This is a genomic window from Pseudoalteromonas sp. MB41, from assembly GCF_020966275.1.
Classification (GTDB): Bacteria; Pseudomonadota; Gammaproteobacteria; order Enterobacterales; family Alteromonadaceae; genus Pseudoalteromonas; species Pseudoalteromonas lipolytica.
Genome location: NZ_JAJJZF010000003.1, coordinates 193,545 through 216,218, shown reverse-complemented (window position 1 = coordinate 216,218; position 22,674 = coordinate 193,545). Strand labels below are relative to the sequence as shown.

Annotated in this window: 17 protein-coding genes; 8 read left to right on the top strand and 9 right to left on the bottom strand. The window is 43.2% G+C overall.

Going from position 1 to position 22,674, the window contains the following annotated elements:
- Positions 1-111: 111 nt before the first annotated feature.
- The gene (locus LPA49_RS06225; RefSeq protein WP_051501720.1) at positions 112-1,026 is read left to right on the top strand and encodes a hypothetical protein; all 915 of its coding nucleotides are present in this window, start codon (positions 112-114) and stop codon (positions 1,024-1,026) included.
- On the opposite strand, the gene LPA49_RS06220 is transcribed toward LPA49_RS06225, so the two are convergent.
- Positions 989-1,600, bottom strand: coding sequence for a fumarylacetoacetate hydrolase family protein (locus LPA49_RS06220; RefSeq protein WP_036966270.1), 612 nt, complete (start codon positions 1,598-1,600; stop codon positions 989-991). The two genes, LPA49_RS06225 and LPA49_RS06220, sit on opposite strands and share 38 nt — an antisense overlap.
- Before the next feature lie 317 nt (positions 1,601-1,917).
- Between LPA49_RS06220 and LPA49_RS06215 the strand changes: the two genes are divergently transcribed.
- The 4 genes from LPA49_RS06215 (at position 1,918) to LPA49_RS06200 (ending at position 8,254) form a co-directional block, all read left to right on the top strand.
- A complete protein-coding gene (locus LPA49_RS06215) occupies positions 1,918-4,866 on the top strand; it encodes a TonB-dependent receptor (RefSeq protein WP_036966267.1) in 2,949 nt (982 codons plus the stop codon).
- A gap of 90 nt (positions 4,867-4,956) precedes the next feature.
- Positions 4,957-6,498, top strand: coding sequence for a tryptophan halogenase family protein (locus LPA49_RS06210; RefSeq protein WP_180311058.1), 1,542 nt, complete (start codon positions 4,957-4,959; stop codon positions 6,496-6,498).
- A gap of 20 nt (positions 6,499-6,518) precedes the next feature.
- Positions 6,519-7,244 (top strand): SapC family protein, encoded by a 726-nt coding sequence (locus LPA49_RS06205; RefSeq protein ID WP_180311059.1) that lies wholly within the window; start codon positions 6,519-6,521, stop codon positions 7,242-7,244.
- Entirely contained in the window at positions 7,244-8,254 is a 1,011-nt protein-coding gene (locus LPA49_RS06200) for a cupin-like domain-containing protein (RefSeq protein ID WP_065979718.1), read from the top strand. The genes LPA49_RS06205 and LPA49_RS06200 overlap by 1 nt, the downstream gene beginning before the upstream one ends.
- Before the next feature lie 65 nt (positions 8,255-8,319).
- On the opposite strand, the gene LPA49_RS06195 is transcribed toward LPA49_RS06200, so the two are convergent.
- From LPA49_RS06195 to LPA49_RS06185, 3 genes are read right to left on the bottom strand one after another with little or no spacing between them, the layout of a single operon-like run.
- Positions 8,320-9,351, bottom strand: coding sequence for a family 16 glycosylhydrolase (locus LPA49_RS06195; protein ID WP_075594049.1), 1,032 nt, complete (start codon positions 9,349-9,351; stop codon positions 8,320-8,322).
- Positions 9,342-11,858, bottom strand: coding sequence for an exo 1,3/1,4-beta-D-glucan glucohydrolase (locus LPA49_RS06190; protein WP_180311060.1), 2,517 nt, complete (start codon positions 11,856-11,858; stop codon positions 9,342-9,344). Before LPA49_RS06190 ends, LPA49_RS06195 begins: the two co-directional genes overlap by 10 nt.
- A gap of 11 nt (positions 11,859-11,869) precedes the next feature.
- Positions 11,870-13,135 carry a sugar MFS transporter gene (locus tag LPA49_RS06185; protein ID WP_074988914.1) on the bottom strand — a complete coding sequence of 422 codons (1,266 nt, stop codon included), beginning with the start codon at positions 13,133-13,135 and terminating at the stop codon, positions 11,870-11,872.
- Between the two features lie 234 nt (positions 13,136-13,369).
- Here LPA49_RS06185 and LPA49_RS06180 point away from each other — a divergent pair, with 234 nt between their 5' ends.
- Genes LPA49_RS06180 through LPA49_RS06170 form a run of 3 tightly spaced genes read left to right on the top strand, consistent with a single transcriptional unit; the run spans position 13,370 to position 17,082 of the window.
- Positions 13,370-14,704, top strand: coding sequence for a GH1 family beta-glucosidase (locus LPA49_RS06180; RefSeq protein ID WP_118844594.1), 1,335 nt, complete (start codon positions 13,370-13,372; stop codon positions 14,702-14,704).
- Between the two features lie 18 nt (positions 14,705-14,722).
- A complete protein-coding gene (locus LPA49_RS06175) occupies positions 14,723-16,054 on the top strand; it encodes a glycoside-pentoside-hexuronide (GPH):cation symporter (protein ID WP_036966243.1) in 1,332 nt (443 codons plus the stop codon).
- Between the two features lie 23 nt (positions 16,055-16,077).
- Positions 16,078-17,082: a LacI family DNA-binding transcriptional regulator gene (locus LPA49_RS06170; RefSeq protein WP_036966238.1), complete on the top strand. Its 1,005-nt coding sequence runs from the start codon at positions 16,078-16,080 to the stop codon at positions 17,080-17,082.
- Here LPA49_RS06170 and LPA49_RS06165 read toward each other — a convergent pair.
- The 5 genes from LPA49_RS06165 to LPA49_RS06145 are packed head-to-tail and all read right to left on the bottom strand — an operon-like array spanning position 17,069 to position 22,574.
- Positions 17,069-19,036 (bottom strand): response regulator, encoded by a 1,968-nt coding sequence (locus LPA49_RS06165; RefSeq protein ID WP_180311062.1) that lies wholly within the window; start codon positions 19,034-19,036, stop codon positions 17,069-17,071. The genes LPA49_RS06170 and LPA49_RS06165 overlap by 14 nt on opposite strands.
- 10 nt (positions 19,037-19,046) lie before the next feature.
- Complete coding sequence (locus LPA49_RS06160; protein ID WP_036966232.1) at positions 19,047-19,508, bottom strand: response regulator; 462 nt, start codon at positions 19,506-19,508, stop codon at positions 19,047-19,049.
- Entirely contained in the window at positions 19,509-20,987 is a 1,479-nt protein-coding gene (locus LPA49_RS06155) for an ATP-binding protein (protein ID WP_036966226.1), read from the bottom strand.
- A 22-nt stretch (positions 20,988-21,009) separates the two neighbouring features.
- Positions 21,010-21,219 (bottom strand): histidine kinase, encoded by a 210-nt coding sequence (locus LPA49_RS06150; RefSeq protein ID WP_036966223.1) that lies wholly within the window; start codon positions 21,217-21,219, stop codon positions 21,010-21,012.
- Positions 21,220-21,233: 14 nt separating this feature from the next.
- The gene (locus LPA49_RS06145) at positions 21,234-22,574 is read right to left on the bottom strand and encodes a sigma-54 dependent transcriptional regulator (RefSeq protein WP_036966220.1); all 1,341 of its coding nucleotides are present in this window, start codon (positions 22,572-22,574) and stop codon (positions 21,234-21,236) included.
- Positions 22,575-22,674 lie beyond the last annotated feature (100 nt).

The window sequence follows — 22,674 nt, the reverse complement described above, 5'->3', positions numbered from 1 at the left end:
GCTTTAATCCCGCCAAAACCAATACTATATAACCATTTTTAATTGCTGTTTATTTTATTTTCAATACTTTGGTGTATAGTTAATCATCGTTATTGAGTTGTAAGGTAAACGATGAGAAAACATCTAAAAAAAGCATTCTATGTTATTTCTAGCTTATTACTTGGCTCGTATGTGCATGCTTCTGAACAACTATCAATTACATGGCTCGAAAACGATAGCGGGCCTTTTTATATCGAAAAAAATGAAACAACTCCTCACGCGGGTTTATGTAACGAAATAACCGATTTACTCATCACCGCCCTGCCACACATAAAACATACCAAGGTGACAATCCCACAAAAGCGAGCAAGTAAATATTTAGATGAAGGCCACATGGCTTGTTATGCGTGTATGATTCATCGTGAACAAAAAACACATCGCGTTACTTACTCTATTCCGACCACGGTTTACCCACCGTTTACTATCTTAAGTAATAGCGAGCAAGCTGAAAAAATTTATAAAGCTCACGGTAATCCCGTGTCATTAATTTCGCTGTTAACGGATGCACACTTTATGTATGGTCAAAATGATGCACGCAAGTTTGGCAACACACTGGATAACATTGCAAAAAACATTAAGCTTTATGACTATGCAGCACTGAGCAGTACCGGCAGTCAAGCAAGTTATGCACTACTCACGCAGCTTGAGCACGGCTATATTGACTACACCATTGATTACCCATTTGTGGCAGACTATTACAATAATAAATACCAGCAAGATATAAAAAAACTCGCCATCGGTGACCCTGAACAGCATGTTGTGCTGGGTGCGATTGGCTGCTCAACCAGCGCCCCCAATAATTATGCACAACGCGTGTTAGTCGACATTAATAACGCGCTTAAAAACACCGTATTACCAAGTGAAAAATATCAACAAAACCAACGAGCTTGGTTAGAGGAAAGTTTTCCTGATTTTTTAAATTACTACCAACGATTTATCTTAGCGCCACTTAAATCGCCTGCCATTGATGGGTTAGAACTTGAGTAGAGCCATCTTTTAGCGCCACATTAAAAGTGGCACCTGAAATAACTTTACCCACTCCCTCAGGGGTGCCTGTCATAATGATGTCACCATCCTGTAAACTCATAAATTCATTGATCTCAGCTAAAATCTGCTGAGCAGTGTGGATCATCAACTGAGTGTCGCCAAGCTGGGCTAATTTACCATCAATGTGTAGACTAAATTGATACTGCCCTGACTCATTGACTGGCACAAACTCTGTAAAAAGTGCAGCTCCATCAAAGGCTTTAGCACGCTCCCAGGGTAAGCTTTTTTGTTTTAGCTGAGTTTGTAAATCGCGTTTGGTTAAGTCAAGTCCAAGGCCAACACCAGCAAGCTGTTTATTTTTAACTAAAAAACACAACTCTGCTTCGTAATGTAATTGCTCAGAACCGTGCTTAGCATACAGCGACTGCGTTAATGCGCTGTTCGGTTTTACAAATAACACCATACTGGTCGGTGTTTCGTTATTGAGCTCTGCGATATGAGCGGCATAGTTTCGACCAACACACACCACTTTACTTGGTGTCACTATTTCGTTAACAAATTTGACTGAGTGCATTGTGGGTTCCTTATAATCTACAACACCTTTTGTACTATATTAACATTAATTGAATTATCTAATTTTACCTAAAACAGCTGCAAAACCCGTTAAAAAGCCAAAAAGTTACACTTAATTATTCCTTATAATAACATGAACATACATATTAATTGCCAACTAAAAAGTGATTTATATTGACCATTGTTTAACTTTCTAATAACTTATTGTAAGCGGTTACATTTATAAAAATCGGGTTCGGCGATTTTTTTTGCAATAGAATGTAAGCGCTTACATTTAGACAACAAACACGAAAAATAAAACCAAATCTGGAGATTTGCATGAACCACACACTATTCAAGAAAAAGCAGCTTGCCATTAGCCTTTCCATGGCAATGGGATTAAGCGCGCTAGTTCCTCACTCAGCTGCTGCCGAAGAAAAATCCGAGAAAGCGAGTGATATTGAAGTAATACAAGTATCGGGGATCCGCGGTAGCCTTGTAAAATCAATGGATATCAAACGTCAATCTGCAGGTGTTGTTGATGCAATCACGTCAGAAGATATCGGTAAGTTTCCAGACACAAACTTAGCAGAATCTCTGCAACGTATTACAGGTGTGTCTATAGACCGCAGTAACGGTGAAGGCAGTAAAATCACTGTACGTGGCTTTGGTCCTGAGTTTAACTTAGTCACGTTAAACAACCGCCAAATGCCAACAACGGGCGGCCGCTCATTTGATTTTGGTGATATCGCGACTGAAAGCGTCAGCGGTGTTGAAGTATACAAAACAGCTCGTTCAGACATACCTAGTGGTGGTATCGGTGCAACCGTTAATATCACTACAGCAAAACCATTATCGAACCCTGGTCTTAAGGCATCAATTGGTGCAAAAGCGGTTCATGATACATCAAACGAAACTGGCGATAATATTACACCTGAAGTTTCTGGCATTTACAGCAACACTTTCAATGATGACCGTTTTGGTGTTTTAATTTCAGGTTCAGTGCAAGAGCGTAACAACCGCGAGCAAGCAATGGCGGTTGATAACTGGATCCCGAATGTTGATATTTCGTCATCTCCAGATTTAGCATTAACAGACAACAATCAACGTGCCGATGGGGCAACATGGTATCCACAAAATGCCGGTTATGCCTTCTCGGACAACACACGTAAACGTACTAACGGTCAACTTGTATTGCAATACGCGCCAACAGACCGTATTACAGCAACACTCGATTACACCTACTCAAAACTTGAATTTGAAAAAGACGGTCGTAGTTTCGGTGTGTGGTTCAATAATGGTGGTAACGTAAGTTCAGCGAACATCAACGAAAATGGCACTTACACAAAAGTTACTGAAATTGGTGGTGATTATTCGACAAACCTTAACCGTGGTGCCACAGAAAACGAAAACAAATCACTGGGTTTAAACATTGATTGGCAAGTAACTGATAACTTAAACATCGAGTTTGATGCTCACAACTCATCAGCAGAAAGTGCTGGGGTTGGTCTTGGCCATGATGCATTTATGATCATTGGTAATACATCGTGTTCATGGTGTGAAAACCCAACAGTGAATATTGATGAGAAAATGGCTGACTTCAGCCAAGGAGAAATCCCACTGATCGATATGACATTGACCAACGGTCAAGCAGAGCTATTACCAAGCGATATGGGAACCCTATTCGCTGGTGTTAATAAAGACACGAACACTAACGATCTAGACCAGTACCAGTTAAAAGGTACTTGGTACAATGAAAACACAGGCGCGCTTTCAAGCATTAACTTTGGTGTATCACATACAAAAGTTGATTTCCGTACTACCACGGCTTATTCAGGTCAGTTAGCGGCTGGTTGGTGGCTAAATTCTGCTGATTGGTATGATGACAGCATGTTTACGCGTGTTGACAGCTCTGGTTTACTTGATGGCTTCTCTGGTGGCGGTAGCGACAAGCTATTAAACTACTACTACGATGCTGACTTTGATGAAATCGTTGCAATCGCCGAAAGCATTGACTGTGACCACCCTGATGGCGGCATTGGTGCATGTAGTTGGCCAGCGGATGTAAACGGCAAGGTGCAAGCGGGTCCAATTGATGATGACCACCGTGTTAGCGAAGAAACGACGGCATTTTATGCACAAGCTAACTTCGAAACAGAATTCAACGGCATGCCAATTAACATTACCGCAGGCTTACGTTACGAATCAACAGATGTTACAGCAAACAGCCTAGAGCGCCCTGCTGTTGCAATGGAATGGGTAAACGGCAACGAATGGTCATACATTTATGCTGATGAGCGTACATTCTCAAACGGTGAAGGCAGCACGAAAGAATTTTTACCAAATATCGATATGAACATCGAAGTGGTTGAAGATGTGATTGCTCGTTTCTCATATAGTCGTACCCTAGCTCGCCCACCTGTTGGCGCACTGCGTTCAACAACGTCTTTCTTGGGTAACCCCAAAGTGGGTCAACGTAAAGTTGCGGTAGGTAACCCGAACTTAAAACCTTATACAGCCGATAACATCGACTTATCACTTGAGTACTACTACGGTGAAGGCAGCTATGTTTCTGCTGGTTACTACCGTAAGCAAGTTGATAACTTCTTAGTGAACATCACCACAGAAGAAACAATTGACGGCATCACAGACCCATTCATTGGTGACCGTGCTGAGCAAGCGCGTGAAGACCTAGCTGCGGCAGGTGAGCAACCGTCTGACCAAGCAATTCACGATAAAATCAACGAAAACCAAGGCACTGAAGAAGGCACACCGATTGTGGGCAATAGCACTGACCCACTGGCAAACTTCTTTGTATCTCGCGATAACAACGTTGAGACCGCTAACCTTTGGGGTTGGGAGCTTGCTGCACAGCACATGTTTGGTGAAACTGGATTTGGTATCGCAGCCAACGCAACGTTTGTATTTGGTGATGTTGAAGCAGACAGAGATGCTATCGGTTATCAATTTGCCTTACCGGGCTTAAGTGATTCAGCAAACTTCTCAGCTATTTATGATTTAAACGGCTTATCGGCGCGTATTTCATATAACTGGCGCGATGAATTCTTAACAGGCTTTGATCAACACTCATCACCTGTTTTTACTGAGTCTTATGGCCAGTGGGATATCAACGTGAACTACGCCGTGAACGAAAAGCTAACGGTGTTTGTTGAAGGTCTAAACCTGACAGATGAAACGCAACGTACCTACGTTCGTTACTCTGAGCAGCTGTTACGTGCAAACCAGTACGGTGCGCGCTACAACATCGGCTTCCGCTACTCGTTCTAGCATTTTGTTGTCAAAAAAGCCGCTCAACAGCGGCTTTTTTTTTCACAAATATGCTAGTTTGTCTTTATAGCGTTTAAGGTAGCTTTGAACATGCAACAGAATAATGTAAAAAAAGTGGTCATTTTAGGAGGGGGAACTGCCGGTTGGTTAACCGCGGGTTTAATTGCCGCACAGCCACATTTAACCCATAACGCACAGATCACCCTCATTGAATCCCCTTATATTGCCACCATTGGTGTTGGTGAAGGTACCTGGCCGACAATGCGCCAAACACTGAAAACCATCGGCATTAGTGAAAGTGACTTTATTCAAACCTGCGATGCTTCATTTAAACAAGGTTCACGCTTTGATGGCTGGTGCGAAGATGATGGCAGCACCCATTATTACCACCCGTTTAGTTTGCCTGTTGCCTATCAGCAGCTAAACATTGCTCCCTATTGGTTCGCCAATAAAGAGGCCGTAAGTTTTAGCCATGCCGTCGCAAGTCAAACCTACTTATGCGATCACCACAAAGCCCCAAAAAACCACCTACACAGCGCCTACCAAGGCGAAGCAAACTATGGTTATCATTTAGATGCTGGAAAGTTTGCGATGTTATTGCAAACTCACTGCACCACTCAACTTAATGTCGAGCATATTGTAAGCCATGTTGAAAGCATTAATAACGATGATGAAGGCTACATCAGCTCATTAGAAACACGCGATCATGGAATAATTACCGGCGACTTGTTTATTGACTGCTCGGGGACACACGCAAAGCTCTTACATCAACATTACGGCGTTGAATTAATCGAGCAACAAGATGTGCTATTTAACGACCGCGCAGTGGCAGTGCAAGTACCTTATGCAAGTCCACAACAAGACATTTTGTCTTATACCAAAGCCACCGCTCAAGATGCGGGCTGGATTTGGGATATTGGCCTACAAAGTCGTCGTGGGCTTGGTATGGTTTACTCAAGTCGTTTTGCCAACAGTGATGATGCCAAACAAGCGCTTGGCCGCTACATTGAAAGCACCCAGCCAGGCACAGACCAAAGCCAATTAACATTTCGCGAGATTCGTTTTACACCCGGCTACAGGCGCACTTTTTGGCATAAAAACTGTTTAGCAATCGGAATGTCAGCAGGCTTTATTGAACCGCTAGAAGCCTCTGCACTCGTGATGGTGGAGCTTGGTCTTAATAATTTACTGGCTAATTTCCCCACACACCGTGCAGCGATGCCTACGCTTGCCAAACGCTTTGATGACCAATGCCATTATCGCTGGCAGCGCATAATCGAATTTTTAAAACTGCATTACGTGTTATCAAAACGGACCAGTCCATACTGGCAAGCACATAAAGAAGCCGCAAGTGTACCGGCGCAACTGCAAGAGAATTTAGCGCTGTGGCAGTATCAAAGTCCATGGCTCAACGATTTTGATCGTGCCCAAGAGGTATTCTCTGCGGCCAGTTATCAGTATGTGCTCTATGGCATGAAACAGCTGCCTAAATTTCCAATCATGGCAATGCCTGCTGCAATTGTTGAGCACTTTACTGCTAATCAACAACATGCCAAACATGCTTTACAGCAGCTACCAACAAATCGTGAGCTGCTAAACCATATTCAGCAATTTGGTATTCAACCTATTTAATATCAGCATTAGGAGGCCCAATGGCCAATCACGTTTTACTTGATAATATTAGCCATAAAGACCTGAAAGTGATCACCGCACGCGGTGCCGACTGGGGCGATCAAATTAGCTGCGCCACTATTTTCCCAAGTGAGTTTGCAAAAGTACAAGCAAACCAACCTATCGTATTTCGTAAGCAACCACAAACAGGCCAGTTTGAAGCATTGGCATTATTTGGTTTTGAAAATAGTGAAAACCTACTGCTTGATGAAAAAGGCGAATTAAAACTAAGTTACTTACCGCTTAGCATGCAGCGCCAACCGTTTTTAATAGGCCAACAGACGCAATATAACAATGGAATTCCTGAGCAATCATTAGTGGTGCATATTGATTTAGACAGCCCTCGTGTTAGTACAAGTCAGGGGGAAGCCATTTTCCTTGAGCATGGCGGTAACAGTGATTACTTAAATCACATTGCTCAAGTACTGAATACCCTGCATCAAGAGCATCAAACAATTAATGGTTTTTTTGAGCGCCTACTTGCCGCCAACCTGCTGGAAGCATTCAGTATCGAATATGCCCAAAAGAATGGCGAAAAAGTTACAGTGACAGGTTTTTATACCATTAATCAACACGCACTAAATGATTTAACACCGCAACAGTTAAAACAGTTGCAACAGCAAGGCGACTTACAAGCCATTTATATGGTACTTGCATCAATGGAACAGATCCCACACTTACTGAATAAGAAGTGGGCGCAGCAGTAATGTTTAGCGCAGCGCCAATTAATGAGTGCAATGCCTCAGAGATTACCAACCTTAAAGCGTTTTTAGCCGACTTAACTGAGCCTTTGGTGATAAGAGAGCTGTGTGCTCACTGGCCTCAGGTTGCAGCAGCCAAAAAAGGCGAAAAACAGGCATTAAGCTACCTTTTAGAGCTGGCCAATAATGCGCCTGTTCGCAGTTTTAGTGCCGATGCTATGCATCAAGGCCGCTATTTTTATAATGCTGATTTATCGGGACTTAATTTTTCACAACACGCCGACTCACTTAAAAGCGTGCTAGACAAGTTAGTCGATAAATTAGCGCACACACAGGCTGACTCGTTGTATATGGGGTCAACCGCTGTGGAATACTGCGCGCCGGGCTTTAGCCTCGACAACCCATTAGAGGTGACCGATTATAACTGCCTAACAAGTCTCTGGGTCGGAAATCACAGTCATATTGCGGCTCATTACGACAATGCCGATAACTTGGCGTGTGTTGCTGCGGGTAAGCGCACCTTTACCCTACTACCCACTGAGCAGGTAAATAATTTATATGTTGGGCCTCTTGAGTTTACACCCGCGGGTCAGGCTATTAGCTTAGTCGATTTTAATAACCCTGATTTCACGCGTTTTCCACGTTTCAAAGAGGCAGCAGAAAAGGCGCAAACAGCGACATTAACACCTGGGGATGCTATTTATATTCCTGCACTTTGGTGGCACCAAGTCAGTGCAACACAGCCATTTAATGTGTTAGTTAATTATTGGTGGCGACAAGCTCCGGAGTATTTGGCCAACCCCTTTGATGCTATGTTGCATAGCATGTTGGCGATAAAGGACTTACCAAAAGAGCATAAACAAAAATGGCAGCAATTGTTTAATCACTATGTATTTGCTGATGAGCTCGATTTAACCAGCCATATTGCACAGCCTGCACACGGTATTTTGGCTGATATTGATGAATTAACCGCAAGAAAAATAAGACAATTATTACTGCAAAAACTCAACCGATAGAATGAGCCAAAAGCCAGCAGATGCAACGAGTTCGGCGAAACACCTGCAGGCTCTTGGCTCATAATTCACTGACGTTTGCCTTTTATGTGCACTGCTGATGGCTGCACAGAAGCGCACCCCTTGCCCGTTTCACTGTTTTGACTACACTGAAAAACACGCACATAATCCACTAGCATTTGCTTTGGATAACCACTCATATCAACCCCTTTGTCATTGACATTGGCGGGCCAATTACCCCCAACTGCAAAGTTGAGTAATAAATGAAAACGCTGATCAAAAGGGGCAAAACCGCTGTTTTCTACAAATGAGCCATCGGCTTGCTGTGATGTTGAATACCACTGGTCATGGCGAAACGTTGCATAGTGCACATTATCAACATACCAACGAATTTCATCTTGCTGCCATTCAAGCGCATAAACATGAAAATTATCAGCGGGGTTATCTGCATCACTAAAACGATAAGGCGTGCCACTGTAAACATTTTCAGGAGCAGGTCCACCGTAATGCAAGGTGCCATGCACGCGTGTTTCTAAGCTACCAGCTGGGGCTGTTTTATCATCAGTTTGAGTGTTTAAATTAACCGCTTCCATAATGTCAATTTCGCCTGATGACGCCCAGCGACCATAGTGCCAATCCGTAGGCAGCATCCAAATAGCAGGCCACGCCCCTTGTCCTGCTGGCAATTTAGCGCGAACTTCAAAGCGTCCATAACGCCAATCACCTAAGTGCTTAGTACGAAGCCGTGCCGATGTAAATGGCTGAGTAGCCACCAACGCTCTTTCAGCATCGCGAGTAACTTCATCTGCGTTATGTAAAGGCCCAGTGTATTGCTCTTTACGCGCAACAATATGCAACAAGCCAGATTCAACAAAGCTGTTTTCGCTTCGGGCGGTATAGCATTGCTGCTCATCATTACCACCACCACGGCAATTAACTTCGTGCTGCCACTTAGTTGGGTCAATGGTGTTTTGTTCAAACTCATCGTGCCAAACAAGCTGCCAGCCTTCACCTAGGCTGGCTTTAATGGGTTCTGCTGTTTGCTGACAGGCACTCAATGCGCCTGTTAGCAAAATAACAGCATAGGTTTTTACTGACATGAAATTGTTGAGTCCTGTGCGTGTGAACTGCTCACACTAAGTTTAGCAACAGATACATGCCACGCACCGTCAGTTGCAAGCTGCCACGGTGAGAATATTTGTCCAAGGTTAACGCCTTGCTCAACAAAACAGTTCAAATCAACCGTGAGTGTTTGCCACTCAGACGTGCGTGTTAGCTGTTTGCTAATATCAAATTGACCGTCACAATTTTCACCACACTGCATCCCTAACATCAATGGTGCATCTGCTGCTTGGTCTATCTTAATTTGCATTTCAAGCTGACCCGCTTTTTCAACATATGAACGCAAATCTGACGGGAACGCAGCCATTAAACGTACCGCAGCAAGCTCTTTACCATTAAAGGTAATCGCACGCGCGTCTTCTTGTACGTCTTTATCAAAGGTTTTTACGCTTACCGCATTGAGTGATGCACGGCTACTTGTCATTGTTTGTTGCTCATTACCACTTTGCAGTTGCAATGACCAAGGGGCTTTTACTGCGCGTTCAAATAACACTAAATCTTCTAATTTAGTGGCCACGTCAGATACCTCGTTTAGTTCATCAGTTAAGGTATTGGCATCTTGGTAGGTTAAGCCAAAGCCATACGGCAGCAGAGGTGCGTAGTTTTTATCGCCACGATTATAATTTTCTACCGGATTATTTGGCCAAGAGAACGATAATTTCCCTTTAAAATCATGATTAATTGAACCGTCAGCCTGTTTAAAGATAACATCGCTAATGGCATCACCTTCACTGCCTACAAGCCAAGTTGCTACAAACGCATCACTGGCATTAAGCTCAGCATTCACCCACATTGGGCGACCACTAATAAACAGAGATACCACTGGAATTCCGGCTTGTTTCAACTTTTTAAGTAAGGCTAAATCTGATTTATTACCACGCTGATATTCAAGGTTATCTAGGTCACCATTGCCTTCTGCATATGGTTGTTCACCAAACACCACAATGGCCACATCAGGTTTTGTTGTATATTCACCATTTAAATCGTATTGAACCTGTCCACCGGCTTGCTCAACCGTGTGTTTAATACCATCGTAAATTGATGATCCACCCGGAAAATCACTGTTTTCATTACCAGTGCCTTGCCACGTAATTGTCCAGCCACCCGACTGCATACCAATGTTGTCAGCACCCAGACCTGCGACAAGTACATTTGCTTTAGGCGATAATGGCAACAGCTGTTGCTTATTCTTTAATAACACTAACGATTCACGCACCGCTTGCTTGGCAATTGCACGATGCTCCGCACTGCCAATGATGTCTGTTTTGCCTGAAAGCGGACGGTTTGCCGGGCTTGGTTTATCGAATAAACCGGCACGCATTTTAACGCGCAGAATACGCGTTACTGCATCATCAATTCGGCTTTGGGCAATGTCGCCACTGTTAACTTGTTTGATTAAATTTTCATACAATGGCTTCCACGCATCTGTTGGTACCATGTAAACATCAAGACCCGCATTCGCAGCTTGTGCACAATTACCATTTGTACAACCCGGAATTTGACCGTGACCATTCCAGTCTCCAACAACAAAGCCATCAAAGCCCATTTTACCTTTTAACACATCGGTAAGTAGGTACTTACTGCCATGAATTTTCTCTCCATGCCAGCTATTAAACGACGCCATCACGGTTTGTGCGCCGGCACCTAGCCCACCGACATAGCCTTGGGCATGAATATCAAATAACTCTTGCTCAGATGCCGTGTTATTACCTTGATCGTCACCCCCTTCAGTCCCTCCATCACCTAAGAAGTGCTTAACGGTACTGATCACGCGCTTATCCGATAAAAAGTCTTCATCAACTGCGCCTTGTAACCCTTTTACAATTGCTGCTGAGTAAGCTTTAACGATTTCAGGGTCTTCAGAATAGCCTTCATATGTACGTCCCCAGCGATCATCACGAACCACGGCAACGGTCGGTGCAAACACCCAGTCGATACCCGTTACCATCACTTCTTGTGCGGTTGCCGCTGCAATTTTCTCAATTAAGGCGGGGTTGTTTGTCGCCCCTAAGCCAATGTTGTGTGGGAATAAGGTCGCCCCAATTACGTTATTGTGACCATGCACAGCATCGGTGCCCCACATAGTAGGGATTTTGCTGCCATCAAGTGAATCGTCAATTGATGCTTGATACATTTTTTCAGCTAAGTCTATCCAATCAGCGGCGCTGGCGTGTTTATCATTATTAGGGAATGCGCCTCCACCATTTAGGTAAGAACCAAACCCGTATTTACGCATATCTTCAACCGTAATATCTCGAATTTCAGGTTGAATCATCTGCGCCACTTTTTGCTCAAGCGTCATGTCTGCCAAAAGAGCAGCTATTTGCGCTTCCATTTCTGGGTCTGCGTTAATGCCCGTTTCGATACGAGGCCAGATTTCATTCTCAGCGTTCATTTTTGCCACCTTATCTTGCCCTGTACAGCCAAGAATGCTGATGCTGGCAATCATTATCGAACACAGCGTTAATGGTTTTTTTATTGTCATAGTCTGCACCTTTAAGAATGACGGTTCTGAGACACTACTTTTGAGCCAGAAAGCGCAAAGTAAGTAATATATAAATAACAAGCGATTGGCAGTAGTAACGCGAGCTGTACACCGATTGAATCAGCCAGCATACCTTGCATAAGCGGTATAATGGCGCCGCCAACAATCGCTAAACATAAAATACCTGACCCTTTTGAAGTGTATTTACCCAGACCATGCAGTGCCAAGCTAAAAATGGTTGGGAACATAATTGAATTACATAATCCAACCAGTAAAATCGCCCACATTGCAAGGCTGCCCTCGCCGGTCATTGCAACAATAATCAATACAACAGCCAGTAATCCATGACACGCAAGCACTTTACCTGCATTGAACTTTTGCATTACCAGCGCGCCGATAAAGCGGCCGATCATGGCGCCAGCAAAATAGTAGCTAATGTAATGAGCGGCTTCTTTATCAGTTAAGCCTGCAATGTTATCAAGAGTTAAAAAGCCAACTAAAAAGCTGCCAATGGCGACTTCAGCACCGACATAAACAAAAATACCCACAGCACCAAGAATCAAATGGCGATACTGCCAAACGCTGCCTAAATCAACAAAGTCTTCAAGGTCTTGATGCTCCGCTTCGTTATCAGCTTCTCTGCCTAACTTAGGTAATTTTAAGAATGCAAAAATGAGGGCAAGAACCAGCAAACTGGCAGACAACATTAAATAAGGAAACTTCACTTGTTCCGCAGTCGCATGACTCACTTCCGTTAAAATTAACCACCCACCAAAAATAGGTGCAACCGTGGTGCCTAGCGAGTTGAATGCCTGGGTCATTGTTAAACGTGAAGACGCGGTTTTTTGTGGTCCAAGTACACTGACATACGGATTAGCAGAGACTTGTAAAATAGTGATGCCTGATGCAAGCACAAACAAGGCAAGTAAAAACAACTCATACACATGTGCGACAGCCGCAGGGTAAAACAGTGCGCATCCAATTGCTGCTACAACCAGCCCTACAACAATACCAAACTGATAACCAATACGACTTACAAGCTTACCGGCGGGAATAGACATCACAAAGTACGCGCCAAAAAAGCAAAACTGAATCAGCATCGCTTGCGTGTAGTTAAGTGAAAACATGCCTTTTAGATACGGGATCAGAATATCGTTTAAACACGTGATGAATCCCCACATAAAAAACAAAGTGGTTAATGATGCCAGTGCAAAAGTTTGCTTGGGCATCGCCACTTGACTTGATGTTGCCGCAACAGGCGTTGAAACATGAGCCATAATTTTATTCTCTAGTTATTTATATTTATCAGTTTGTTACAGCAAATATAGTGCTTTTTCATGGTTAAAGAAAAAACAAAAAAGTGTTGCAACATAAAATGTAAGCGCTTACATTTATAACATATAAATCATATTAAGCAATTTATTTGCAGAAAAACTGTAAGCGCTTACAACTGACTACTATGCTGTATGCCAGCCGCCTTACACAATCAATGCGAAGGAAGACTATCCACTGTGTTTAAAACTATTTCTCTTTTGCCCGACTCGTATTTACTCAAGCCCGAGTTTACCTTTGGTGTTGCTACTGCCTCATTTCAAATTGAAGGCGCACGGGATACACGCTTAGCGTGTATTTGGGACACTTTTTGCGAAAAACCTTCCGCCATTGCCGATAACAGTAACGGTGATATAGCGTGCGATCATGTTACACATTGGCGACACGATATTGAGATGATTGCTGATTTAGCCGTTGATGCCTATCGTTTATCTATTTCATGGCCTCGGGTAATCAACGAGGATGGCTCTGTAAACTCACAAGGCATGGCATTTTATACTGAGTTACTCAGCGCACTAAAAGCACGCAATATCAAAACATATGTCACCTTATACCACTGGGATTTACCCCAGCACCTTGAAGACAAAGGGGGCTGGCTGAATCGCGAAACAGCCTACAAGTTCCAAGACTATGCCGACAAAGTCAGTCGTCACTTAGGTGACTTGGTTGATTCTTTTGCCACGTTGAACGAACCGTTTTGTAGTGCGTATTTAGGCTACGAAATTGGTGTGCATGCACCGGGCATAAAAAGCCAGCAAGCAGGTCGTCAAGCGGCTCATCATCTATTACTGGCTCATGGTTTGGCTATGCAAGTATTACGCAAAAACTGCCCTAATACCGAGGCAGGTATCGTATTAAACTTCAGTCCAACCTACCCACTGACAGAGAATGATTGCAACGCAGCAAAGCTTGCTGACCAATACCATAATCAGTGGTACATTAAAGCGGTTTTAGAGGGATGCTATCCCCCGCTTTTTGATGACTTAGCGGCGGATGTAAAACCCATTATCGAAGCCGATGATATGGCAATTATTAGTCAATCTGTCGACTTTATTGGCGTTAATTACTATACCCGCATACACTACAAAAACACGCCTGATGGCTGGTTTGAAGAAGCCCCGCTGACCGATGTGCGTGTCACCGATATGGGCTGGGAAGTTTACCCAGAAGGCCTGACTGAGCTGCTTGTTTCATTACATCAGCACTATAATTTACCCAAAATGTATATCACCGAAAATGGTGCAGCTATGGCTGATAGTTTAGTAGATGGTGAAGTATACGATATTGAACGCGTTGATTATTATCACACTCATTTAAATGCTGTGTGTAATGCAATTCGCCAAGGCGTTAATATTCAAGGCTATTTTGCATGGAGCTTAATGGATAACTTTGAATGGGCATATGGTTATGAAAAACGTTTTGGGTTAGTTTATATCGACTATCAAAGCCAACAACGCATTTTAAAAGAAAGTGCAAAGCAGTATCGCGCACTGTTAAAGCAGCGAAAAAAATAATAACAAACGAGAACACACATGCTGACAACAAAAGAAAAGATAGCTTATGGCTTAGGAGATACAGCGAGTAACATTATCTTTCAAACGGTGATGTTATTTTTAACTTTTTTCTATACCGATATTTTTGGTATCTCGCCAGCAGTTGTCGGCACCTTGTTCTTAGTGGTAAGAGTCGTTGATGCGATTACCGATCCACTTATGGGCGCATTAACCGACTCGACACGCACTAAATATGGCAGTTACCGGCCTTATTTGCTGTGGCTGGCTGTGCCATTTGGGGTGATTAGTATGATCACCTTCACAACCCCCGATTTACCCGAGTCGGGCAAGGTCATTTACGCCTTTATCACCTACACACTCCTTATGCTTGTGTATACCGCTATCAATATCCCTTACTCTGCTTTAGGGGGCGTATTAAGCCCAGACCCTAAGCAACGCGTATCTATACAGTCTTATCGCTTTGTATTCGGTATGTTAGGAGGATTGATTGTCAGTGCCTGTACTTTACCGCTGGTAAATTGGTTAGGTAAAGGTGACAACGCCCTAGGTTATCAGCTTACTATGGCACTGATGAGTGGCTTGGGTGTGGTGTTATTTTTAATCTGTTTTCGCTTTACCAAAGAGCGTGTTATAGCCGAGCATAACAGCTCTCTGAGCTGGAAAAGCCGCATGAGCACCTTATTGCAAAACGGCCCGTTTAAGGTACTTTGTTTTGCCGCCGTTATGCTTTTAACCAGTATGGTACTTCGTACTACCTTGGCAATTTATTACGTCAAGTATGTTCTTGGCGAAGCTGAACTGGTCACTTACTTTATTACAATTGGCATGATAGGTAATATTTTAGGCTGTGCTTGTGCGCAACCACTCAGTAAACGTGTCGATAAAAAAACGGCCTATATTCGCTTACAATACATCTCGGCCATCATTAGTTGCGTGGCATTTTGGTTACCGAGCGAACAGTTAGCACTTGCCTTTATTATTTACTTTTTATGGTGCTTTTTCACCCAAATGGCCACCCCGTTACTGTGGGCCAAAATGGCCGACACAATTGACTATGGTCAATGGAAAACCGGTGAGCGATTAACCGGCCTAGTGTATGCCAGTGTGGTGTTTTTCATTAAGCTTGGCCTTGCTTTGGGTGGGGCTATTGCTGGCTGGTTACTCGCATTTTACGGTTACGAAGCAAACACAACGCTGAGTAATCAAACACTGTCGGGAATTTTGATTTCATTTACGCTATACCCTGCAATTGGCAGCGTGCTTGTCGCCTTAATCATGAAAAGGTATATTCTCGATAATAAAACAGTTGAGCAGATCAGTGCTGACTTGTCACTGAAAAATCATCCATAATTTGGGTTTTAAAAAGGAATAACATGGCCACCATTTACGAGGTGTCGAAACTAGCGGGTGTATCACTTGCGACTGTTTCAAGAGTAATGAATAACAACGCTAATGTTAGTGATGCCACTCGCAAAAAAGTCACCGCAGCGATGGATGAACTTGGTTATAGACCTAACTCAATCGCCCAATCATTAGCGTCGAATTGCTCAAACAGTGTTGGCCTTTTGGTATCTGAATTACATGGTCCCTTTTATGGACCGATGATGAGCGGTATAGAAAATACTTTTCGCAATCAAAAAAAGCACTTAATTATCGCCGCAGGCCACAGTAATGAAGAGCGTGAAAAACAAGGCATTGAATTCCTTATTAGTCGTAATTGTGACGGGCTTATTTTACATGTTGAAGCCGTAAGTGATGACTACCTTATAAAACTCAGTAAAAGCCAAGTACCCTTTGTGCTAATCAATCGCTTTATTAGTGAATTAAGCGATCGGTGCATTATTTTAAACAATATTAAAGGTGGCTACCTTGCAACGAAACATGTGCTTGAACAAGGCCATAAACAGATTGCATATATTAGTGGTCCACTTTGGAAAAAAGACGCGCAAGACCGTCTTGAAGGCCATAAAAAAGCACTCGCAGAGTATGGGTTACCCTTTGATGAACAATTACTTTATCAAGGTGACTTTATGGAAGCCAGCGGGTTTACAGGCCTAAAAACGCTTTATCAACACGCTAAGCCGTTTAGTGCGGTTATTTGTGCCAATGACGAGATGGCAACCGGTGCTATGGCGAGCGCCAGAGAGCTCGGTCTCACACTCCCTGATCAACTTTCTATAATGGGTTACGATAATGTGTTTTTTACACGCCATGTTTACCCCCCTCTCAGTACCATAAACTACCCTATTAACGAAATGGGCAAAATGGCGGCAGATTGGGTGTTGAGCCACGTTTATCAAAAGCAAACGGCTCCTTTGCAAACCGTATTTGAACCTGAGCTGGTTGTAAGGCAGTCGATAACAACTAACCCTCAATAAGCTGGGTTAACAAGCCTAAGTTAATCGGCTTTAACAGCACTTGATCAATATCTAACTGTTCAATTTTTTCTGGTTCTGGCTCAGCCCCACTGACAATAACTAACGTTAAGTTGGGGTAAAGCTGTTTAACTTCGCGTGCTAAATCAAGTCCTTCACCATCAGGTAGGTGCATATCAAGTAACACTTTATCGAAGTGTTGGTCCGTGTGTAAGGTTTGTAGGCACGCCTTATAACTGGCTGCAATCACCGTTTCGACACCCAAGCTTTCTAACAATAGCTGCGTAATTTGCGCGGCATCACTATCATCTTCCACCAGCAAGTAGCGCGTACTTTGTTGTGTTATGGCGGGGCAATCATCACGTGCCACGACGGGGTCGGTTTTTCCTTGGCAAATATAATGGTTAAGCACATGGTAAAGTAGACCTGAATCAAGGGGTTTCGCTATCATGTCATTAAAGCCAAGCGCGGTAAGTTCGCTTTTAACGCCTTTCATTGTGGCGGCTGTTAACGCAATAATAGGACCTTGGTAACCCATTTTTCTGAGCTCTATGGTTGCTTCTTTGCCGCCCATAACAGGCATGTGCAAATCGATAAAAACAATATCAAACGTCTTACCATTTTTTTCAGCAGCGGCCACTTTTTCAATCGCTTGTTTGCCGTTTTCAGCGTATTCAACATCAGCCCCTGTGCTGGCGATCATATGGCCCACTAAAATACGCAAATCTTTTAAATCATCTACAACTAACACACGGCCATGGGTGGTCAAGGTCGTTAACTTTTGTTGGTAATCTGGATTCGAATCAAAGCGAAGTCGTTGGCGTTCAACATCGCGAATATTGCCAGGGTAAATCGACAAGGTGAACTCAGACCCGACTCCCTGAGTTGACTCCAAACTGATTGACCCCTGCATACGCGTTAACAGCTCAGAACAAATAGCAAGGCCTAGGCCTGCTCCGCCCACATCGCGTGATTCAACATCGGCAATTTGTTCAAACGGTTTAAAGATAATAGCTTGCTTTTCTGGTGCAATACCCAGCCCTGTATCTTTAATACTAAAAAACAGCATTTCGCGCTCATTAACCCACGCAGTCCATGCACGCACGACAATTTCACCGTGGTTCGTAAACTTAATCGCGTTATTAATAATATTAATTAAAATCTGTCGTAAGCGCGTGGCGTCTGAATTAATGATCAAAGGCAGGGCTTGCTGCGATTCAAATCGCAATGATAACCCCTTATCAATCGCAGATACCCGCATCAGCGTGTACACATCAGCCATCAAGCTATCAAGGTTTACATCACTGCAGTTCAACTCAAGTTTATCTGCAGCAATTTTAGACAAATCAAGTACATCGTTTAACAAACTCAAAAGGTGCTTACCGTTTCTGTAAATCACCCCGAGCTCATTCTGCGCATGCTGGTTTTTTTCACTTTGCATTAATAGCTCAGTGTAGCCAAGAATTGACGACAAAGGGGTGCGTAACTCATGACTTAAGTGCGCCAAAAAACGGTCTTTCGAGCGGTTTTCAGCTTCGGCTTTTAAACGCTCAACACGTTCATCTTCGACTTCTCGTCGCGCTAGTGCGTAACGTATCGCGCGCGCAAAACGCCCTGAGCTCATTTCGCTTTTGACTAAGTAGTCAACAGCTCCCGCATCGAGCGCAGCGGAATCAAGCGTTTCGTCAGACTGCCCCGTAAGCATGATTATCGGGCCGCGAAAACCATTCGCAACAGCCCGTTTTAGCACTTCTAATCCGTCCGATGCCCCTAAGCGATAATCTAACAAACAAATATCATGTTTGTTCTCACTCAGTACACCAATCGCCTGCTCAGGGCAGCTTAACCATTCAACATCAAATGTATGGGAACCCAGTTGCTCTAAGTAATCACAGGTCAGAATATAATCATCTTCATCGTCTTCTACTAACAGTAATCGGGTTACCTTATCTAACATTGCTTATCCTTTAATCATTATTTGATGGCGGTAGTTCAACAAACTCGACCCAGTATTTTCCTAAGGTTTTCATGAGCTCGACTAATCCATCAAAAGTAACCGGTTTGGTGATATAAGAGGCTGCACCTAAGTCGTAGCCTTTGATCATATCTTCCTCTTGCTTTGATGTAGTAAGAATAACAACCGGAATCCCTTTTAAATTAGGGTTAGACTTAATCGCTTGTAACGCTTCACGTCCATCCATGCGAGGCATATTTAAATCAAGTAATATGAGCCCTGGACGCGGCGAGTTTTCTTTCTCACTGAACTTGCCTTTTCGTTCAAGGTATTCAAGTAGCTCAACACCATCTTCAACAAAAAACAGCTCATTGAGTACGCGACTTTCAGCTAAAGCGTCTTGGGTTAATAAACGATCGTCTTCATCGTCATCTGCCATTAAAATGGTTATGGGTTTTACTTTATTAAGTGGCATCTAAGCCTCTCCTTGCAATGTGAAAAGTGATGTTTCCACAGGTAGTTTAATAGTGAAGCTTGCACCCTCACCCACTTGACTGGTTGCTGTAATTTCACCACCGTGGCGTTCTACGATTCGTCGGCATACAGACAAGCCAATTCCAGTGCCTTTGTATTGCGAACGACCATGAAGGCGCTGAAATGGAACAAATATTTTTTCTAGGTACTCTTCAGAGAAGCCAATACCGTTATCTGAAATAGTAATAATTTCCCACGCAACATCGCTGTTGTGTGCAGGGCTAAACTCTTCAGTTCGTTGATAGGAGATGGTAATGATAGGTGGCACATTTTCACGTCTAAATTTAACGGCATTAGAAAGAATATTTAAAAACAGTTGCAGCATCTGACTCGGATCAGCTTGAATATGCGGTAACGTATCTAAGTTTACCGTTGCCTCTGACTCTTTAATGGCAATCTCAAGGTCATCTAACACTTCATGAACGACCTCGTTAAGGTCTGTATCAATAAAGTCTTTGCCACGGGTTGTAACTCGCGAAAACTCTAATAAGTCATTAATCAAATTAGACATGCGCTGCGCCGCATTTTTCATACGATTAATATAATCGAGGCCTTTTTCACCCAAATCGTCTTTGAACATACTTTCGAGCCGATCACTAAACGCCTGAATTTTCCTCAGAGGCTCTTGTAAATCATGGCTGGCGACAAACGCAAACTCTTCTAGCTCTCGGTTCGAGCGACTTAATTCGTCTGAATAAATGGTTAACTCTTGGGTACGTTCTGACACTTTAGCGGCCAATGTTTCATTTTGCACTTCTAAATCTGCACGGTATTTTGCTGCATTAAGTGAGTTGATCCGCGTCAAAATAAACATGCCAATGATCAATAGCGTACTGGTCACCGCAGTGATCACAAAAGTCAGTTTCGCGTCGTTTTTGATTTGCGATAATTTAGCGAACTGTTCGACTTTAAAATTAAGTTCGCGCATATGAATTTCATCAACAGCAGCGCGAATGTCTTTGTAAAGTTCGCGCCCTTTATCTGTTAAAAGCAAACGCCGAGCTTTCACGTTTTTATCGGCCAAAGCAAGATCCGTAATTTGGCTCATTATTGCGATTTTGTCATTCACTAAAAAAATAAACCGCGCAATACGCTCAGCCTGACCGGGTATCTCAGAATGTAAACTTTTAACCAGCATAATTTGCGCTTGCATAGACGCAATCGCATCATTGTATGGCAGCAAATAATCTTCACGGTCTGTCAGTAAGTAACCTCGTTGACCCGACTCAGCTTGCACCACCGATAAATGTAATCGTTCAATGGCAGTATTTAGCGAATTGGTGTTATCAAGACTATTTTGTGTCTCTGTCAGTGAGCGAATCGTGTTTACTGCCAAAATGGCATTGGCTATCACAATACACAGAACAATCGCTATAAAGCCTGCCCAATTTAATGTGATTTTTCCCTTTTGTTTATGCATTTTCTTCCCAATGGCTTATTCGTTAATCGCTGGTATGCGTATCACTAATTTGCTGAAGTTGCTCACTACATTGCTGGCAATTGGCGATAATCTTATCAAGCGCGGCCAATGCTTTTTCTTTAGGCATATCGTTTTCTAATACGAGCTTAACTAACTCTGCATTCATTGAAATACGGTTAAGTGGTGCGCGAGCATCGTGTACCAACTGACGTAAAGACTCGTGATTATTCATTTTTTATCCTTTTTTTATTTGTATTCTCCGATGCCGCCATAAGCATTTAAACGGTTATAGAGTGTTTTAGTACTGATCCCCAGCATTTGTGCTGCGATGGTTTTATTACCTTGTACTTTATCCAAGGTTGCGTGGATCAGCTCTTTTTCGACTTCTTCTATGGTTTGTCCGGCCATAACCTGGCTGGTCTGTGTTTCTTTATTGACGCGAGAAAATGGTGATTCGAGCGATTCAGGTAAAGTAATAGCACTGCCTTTAGGGTCGCTCATTATAAAAGCACGGTGAATAGCATGGCGAAGCTCTCGCACATTACCGGGCCAATCATGACTTTCAAGTTCTTTTAGCTGACTTGCTTGCCATTTAAAGTCTGTGCCATTTTCTTCGTTTAGTTGCTCTAAAAATGCGTTCGCAAGTAGCGGGATATCTTCTTTGCGCTCACGTAGCGCAGGAATATCAATCGGAAAAACAGCTAAGCGAAAATAGATATCTTCACGGATCACGTTATTCTGCGCAAGGTCATCCAACGTCCTGTTGGTTGCTGAAATCACACGGCAGTTCACCGCTTGCTCTTTTGTCCCCCCGACACGGGTCACTCGTTTATTTTCGAGGACACGCAATAAATTTGGTTGCATATCAATGGGCATTTCGGTGACTTCGTCTAAAAATAACGTACCACCAGCAGCTTGCTCAAACACCCCTTCTTTGCGTGCAACAGCCCCTGTGAAAGCGCCTTTTTCGTGGCCAAATAATTCGCTGCCAATCAACTCTTTAGAAAATGCACCGCAGTTTGTAGCAACAAGCGGGCCATCGCAGGCTGTCGCATTGTGAATCGCTTGTGCGACGACTTCTTTACCAGCACCACTTTCCCCCATGAGCATGACATTGGCAGAGGTTGCTGCGACACGTTCAATCATGGTGTAAAGCTTATGCATAACATCAGATTCACCAATGAGCGTGCCAAAATGACGTTTAATACTCGGTGCTGACTTTTTCTTTGTATTTGCTTTTTTAGGGTTGAGAACCCTTTCGATGTCTTCGCGCTGAAGGGGTTTAACTAAGTGCCCTACATTCGCCTCACACATTTCTGCTAATTTCCCCTTCACCGAAGGGTGGCCAGAAATGAGAGTCACTCGCGGGGATTGACCAATTTTTTTAAGGTGTTCAAGTAGGTGCAGACCACTGCCATCTGGTAACATAAAATCTAAAAAGACGTGGTCGAATGTATTGTTTTCGAACCATTGCTCTGCTTCTGCAAGGTTTGCAGCTGTATTTATATTATGCCCGAGGAATTCTACAATGTGACACACGACATCACTAAACTCACTGTCATCATCAACTAAAAGCACATTTAACATATTCTTTCCCTAAGCCTTTTTTTACCATTCTACGCACAGTTTTTCCGAAAATAAAACAACGAGCGTTAGGTAGCTAAGTTATTATTAATTACAACTATAT